The following is a 5,299-nucleotide window of genomic DNA, read 5'->3' as shown; positions in this document are numbered from 1 at the left end:
TGGATTCCTTTGGCAACATTTTTTGTTGCTGGGATGGATTTTCCTTCAGGTTTTTGTTGGAGAGTTTGATCCTGGCTCAGGACGAACGCTGGCGGCGTGCTTAACACATGCAAGTCGAGCGGAAAGGCCCTTCGGGGTACTCGAGCGGCGAACGGGTGAGTAACACGTGAGCAACCTGCCCTAGGCTTTGGGATAACCCCGGGAAACCGGGGCTAATACCGGATATTCACTTGCGGACGCATGTTTGTGGGTGGAAAGTTTTTCGGCTTGGGATGGGCTCGCGGCCTATCAGCTTGTTGGTGGGGTGATGGCCTACCAAGGCGACGACGGGTAGCCGGCCTGAGAGGGCGACCGGCCACACTGGGACTGAGACACGGCCCAGACTCCTACGGGAGGCAGCAGTGGGGAATATTGCACAATGGGCGGAAGCCTGATGCAGCGACGCCGCGTGAGGGATGACGGCCTTCGGGTTGTAAACCTCTTTCAGCAGGGACGAAGCGCAAGTGACGGTACCTGCAGAAGAAGCGCCGGCCAACTACGTGCCAGCAGCCGCGGTAAGACGTAGGGCGCGAGCGTTGTCCGGATTTATTGGGCGTAAAGAGCTCGTAGGCGGCTTGTCGCGTCGACTGTGAAAACCCGTGGCTCAACTGCGGGCCTGCAGTCGATACGGGCAGGCTAGAGTTCGGTAGGGGAGACTGGAATTCCTGGTGTAGCGGTGAAATGCGCAGATATCAGGAGGAACACCGGTGGCGAAGGCGGGTCTCTGGGCCGATACTGACGCTGAGGAGCGAAAGCGTGGGGAGCGAACAGGATTAGATACCCTGGTAGTCCACGCTGTAAACGTTGGGCGCTAGGTGTGGGGGGCCTCTCCGGTTCTCTGTGCCGCAGCTAACGCATTAAGCGCCCCGCCTGGGGAGTACGGCCGCAAGGCTAAAACTCAAAGGAATTGACGGGGGCCCGCACAAGCGGCGGAGCATGCGGATTAATTCGATGCAACGCGAAGAACCTTACCTGGGTTTGACATCGCCGGAAATCTCACAGAGATGTGGGGTCCTTCGGGGCCGGTGACAGGTGGTGCATGGCTGTCGTCAGCTCGTGTCGTGAGATGTTGGGTTAAGTCCCGCAACGAGCGCAACCCTCGTCCCATGTTGCCAGCAATTCGGTTGGGGACTCATGGGAGACTGCCGGGGTCAACTCGGAGGAAGGTGGGGATGACGTCAAGTCATCATGCCCCTTATGTCCAGGGCTTCACGCATGCTACAATGGCCGGTACAATGGGCTGCGATACCGTGAGGTGGAGCGAATCCCAAAAAGCCGGTCTCAGTTCGGATCGGGGTCTGCAACTCGACCCCGTGAAGTCGGAGTCGCTAGTAATCGCAGATCAGCAACGCTGCGGTGAATACGTTCCCGGGCCTTGTACACACCGCCCGTCACGTCACGAAAGTCGGCAACACCCGAAGCCGGTGGCCCAACCCTTGTGGAGGGAGCCGTCGAAGGTGGGGCTGGCGATTGGGACGAAGTCGTAACAAGGTAGCCGTACCGGAAGGTGCGGCTGGATCACCTCCTTTCTAAGGAGCACCATCCACCGAAAGGTGGTATGGAGCCCGCGGCCCGCGAGTGTCGGGTCGGGGTGCTCATTGGCGGAGACACTGGTGAGTTTTTCTTCGGCAACGGCCGGAATTTTCCTAGTACAGCTGCCCTGTGAGGGGTGGTGGGAACGGGGTTCTGGTGCGGCTGGGGGAGGCGTAGGGCACCCTGTTGGGTCCTGAAGGAACAACCCGTGGTGGTTGTCTTTCAGTGCCGTGGATGGATCCCTGGTGGGGGTTTGTCCGAGGCGCCAGGCATGGCCTGGCCTCGCATACCGGATGTCGCCCCTTTTCTTGGGTGGGTGGTGTTGCTGGTGTGGGGTGGTGGGTTGTGGGTTGGTTGTTTGTTGAGAATTGCACAGTGGACGCGAGCATCTTTGTGGTCAAGTTGTCAAGGGCGAACGGTGGATGCCTTGGCACCAGGAGCCGATGAAGGACGTGGGAGGCCGCGATAGGCCTGGGGGAGCTGTCAACCGAGCTGTGATCCCAGGGTGTCCGAATGGGGTAACCCGGCATCAGTCATGTGGTGTCACCTGCACCTGAACTCATAGGGTGTGTGGAGGGAACGCGGGGAAGTGAAACATCTCAGTACCCGTAGGAAGAGAAAACAACAGTGATTCCGTGAGTAGTGGCGAGCGAAAGCGGATTGAGGCTAAACCGGTTGCGTGTGATACCTGTCAGGGGTTGCGTGGTCGGGGTTGTGGGACCCTGCTACACGAGCTGACACTCGTGTGAGGAGTGATAAAGCCAGTGGTTAGCTGAATGGTCTGGAAAGGCCGACCGTAGACGGTGATAGTCCGGTAGGTGAAAGCTGCTGGTCTTCTGTGGGTGTTCCCGAGTAGCGGCGGACTCCTGAAATCTGCCGTGAATCTGCCAGGACCACCTGGTAAGCCTAAATACTTCCTGGTGACCGATAGCGGACGAGTACCGTGAGGGAATGGTGAAAAGTACCCCGGGAGGGGAGTGAAATAGTACCTGAAACCGTTCGCCTACAATCCGTCGGAGCCTTGCGGGGTGACGGCGTGCCTTTTGAAGAATGAGCCTGCGAGTTAGTGGCATGTGGCGAGGTTAACCCGTGTGGGGGAGCCGTAGCGAAAGCGAGTCTGAAGAGGGCGTTTGAGTCGCATGTTCTAGACCCGAAGCGGAGTGATCTAGCCATGGGCAGGCTGAAGCGCGGGTAAGACCGTGTGGAGGGCCGAACCCACCAACGTTGAAAAGTTGGGGGATGACCTGTGGTTAGGGGTGAAAGGCCAATCAAACTCCGTGATAGCTGGTTCTCCCCGAAATGCATTTAGGTGCAGCGTCGTGTGTTTCTTGCCGGAGGTAGAGCACTGGATGGTCTAGGGGGCCTACAAGCTTACCGAAATCAGCCAAACTCCGAATGCCGGTAAGTGAGAGCGCGGCAGTGAGACTGCGGGGGATAAGCTTCGTAGTCGAGAGGGAAACAGCCCAGATCACCAGCTAAGGCCCCTAAGCGTGTGCTAAGTGGAAAAGGATGTGGGGTCGCATAGACAACCAGGAGGTTGGCTTAGAAGCAGCCACCCTTTAAAGAGTGCGTAATAGCTCACTGGTCAAGTGGTTCCGCGCCGACAATGTAGCGGGGCTCAAGCACACCGCCGAAGCTGTGGCACTCACACAATGACTTCGCATCACTTCTTTGGGGGTGGTGTGCAGGTGTGTGGGTGGGTAGGGGAGCGTCGTGCCGGGGGTGAAGCAGCGGGGTGACCCAGTTGTGGACGCGGCACGAGTGAGAATGCAGGCATGAGTAGCGAAAGAAGGGTGAGAAACCCTTCCGCCGGATGACCAAGGGTTCCAGGGCCAGGTTAATCCGCCCTGGGTGAGTCGGGACCTAAGGCGAGGCCGAGAGGCGTAGTCGATGGACAACGGGTTGATATTCCCGTACCCGCGAAGGAGCGTCCCTGATGAACCTCGTTGTGCTAACCACCCGAGCCAGCCGAGACCTTCGGGTCGAGGTTGGGGAGCGTGGGAACCTGGCGGGTAGTAGTCAAGCGATGGGGTGACGCAGGAAGGTAGCTGAGCCCGGCCGGTGGTTGTGCCGGGGTAAGCGTGTAGGCCGCACCATAGGCAAATCCGTGGTGCATGAAGGCTGAGACGTGATGCCGAGCCGATTCAGGTGAAGTCAGTGATCCTATGCTGCCGAGAAAAGCCTCTAGCGAGTTCTGAGCGGCCCGTACCCCAAACCGACACAGGTGGTCAGGTAGAGAATACCGAGGCGATCGGGCGAACTGTGGTTAAGGAACTCGGCAAATTGCCCCCGTAACTTAGGGAGAAGGGGGGCCGGAGACGTGAAGCCCCGCGCGGGTGGAGCGTTGTATGGCCGCAGAGAGCAGGGGGAAGCGACTGTTTACTAAAAACACAGGTCCATGCGAAGAAGTAATTCGATGTATATGGACTGACGCCTGCCCGGTGCTGGAACGTTAAGGGGACCTGTTAGCTCTTCGGGGCGAAGCGGAGAACTTAAGCGCCAGTAAACGGCGGTGGTAACTATAACCATCCTAAGGTAGCGAAATTCCTTGTCGGGTAAGTTCCGACCTGCACGAATGGCGTAACGACTTCCCCACTGTCTCAACCACAGGCCCGGCGAAATTGCAGTACGAGTAAAGATGCTCGTTACGCGCGGCAGGACGGAAAGACCCCGGGACCTTTACTATAGCTTGACATTGGTATTTGAGTCGGCTTGTGTAGGATAGGTGGGAGCCGGTGAAGCTCATACGCCAGTATGGGTGGAGGCAATCTTGAAATACCACTCTGGTTGATTCGGGTATCTAACTTCGGACCGTTATCCGGTTCAGGGACAGTGTCTGGTGGGTAGTTTAACTGGGGCGGTTGCCTCCTAAAGGGTAACGGAGGCGCCCAAAGGTTCCCTCAGCCTGGTTGGCAATCAGGTGTTGAGTGCAAGTGCACAAGGGAGCTTGACTGTGAGACTGACGGGTCGAGCAGGGACGAAAGTCGGGACTAGTGATCCGGCACTTGCGTGTGGAAGCGGTGTCGCTCAACGGATAAAAGGTACCCCGGGGATAACAGGCTGATCTTCCCCAAGAGTCCATATCGACGGGATGGTTTGGCACCTCGATGTCGGCTCGTCGCATCCTGGGGCTGTAGCAGGTCCCAAGGGTTGGGCTGTTCGCCCATTAAAGCGGTACGCGAGCTGGGTTTAGAACGTCGTGAGACAGTTCGGTCCCTATCCGCCGTGCGCGTAGGATACTTGAGAAGGGCTGTCCCTAGTACGAGAGGACCGGGACGGACGAACCTCTGGTGTGCCAGTTGTCCCGCCAGGGGCACGGCTGGTTAGCTACGTTCGGAAGGGATAACCGCTGAAAGCATCTAAGCGGGAAGCCTGCTTCAAGATGAGGTATCCCACCACCTTCGGGTGGGTAAGGCCCCCAGCTAGACGACTGGGTTGATAGGCCGGAAATGTAAGCCCGGTAACGGGTTCAGTTGACCGGTACTAATAGGCCGAGGACTTGACTACAAAGATTCTGCTCGCGTCCACTGTGTAACTCACAACAAACAAACAACACACCCGACACGGATCGTGTTGGTGGATTGGTGTTGTTTGACATGTTGATAAGGTTACGGCGGTCATGGCGGAGGGGAAACGCCCGGTCTCATTCCGAACCCGGAAGCTAAGCCCTCCAGCGCCGATGGTACTGCACCCGGGAGGGTGTGGGAGAGTAGGACACCGCCGGACA

3 rRNA genes are annotated in these 5,299 nt (G+C 58.1%); all 3 read left to right on the top strand.

What is annotated here, in order from left to right:
* Positions 1-53 precede the first annotated feature (53 nt).
* The 3 genes from KBX50_RS32425 to rrf all read left to right on the top strand — a co-directional run bounded on the left by KBX50_RS32425 (position 54) and on the right by rrf (position 5,298).
* Positions 54-1,568 (top strand): 16S ribosomal RNA (locus KBX50_RS32425).
* 399 nt (positions 1,569-1,967) lie between these two features.
* A 23S ribosomal RNA gene (locus KBX50_RS32420) occupies positions 1,968-5,079 on the top strand.
* Positions 5,080-5,181: 102 nt separating this feature from the next.
* A 5S ribosomal RNA gene (gene rrf / locus KBX50_RS32415) occupies positions 5,182-5,298 on the top strand.
* Together the 16S, 23S and 5S rRNA genes form the textbook arrangement of a ribosomal RNA operon.
* Position 5,299 lies beyond the last annotated feature (1 nt).

Source organism: Micromonospora sp. C51 (assembly GCF_018070435.1).
GTDB classification, from domain to species: Bacteria; Actinomycetota; Actinomycetes; order Mycobacteriales; family Micromonosporaceae; genus Micromonospora; species Micromonospora sediminimaris.
Note: the sequence above shows the minus strand (reverse complement) of the source record. Positions and strands in the feature narration are given on the sequence as shown.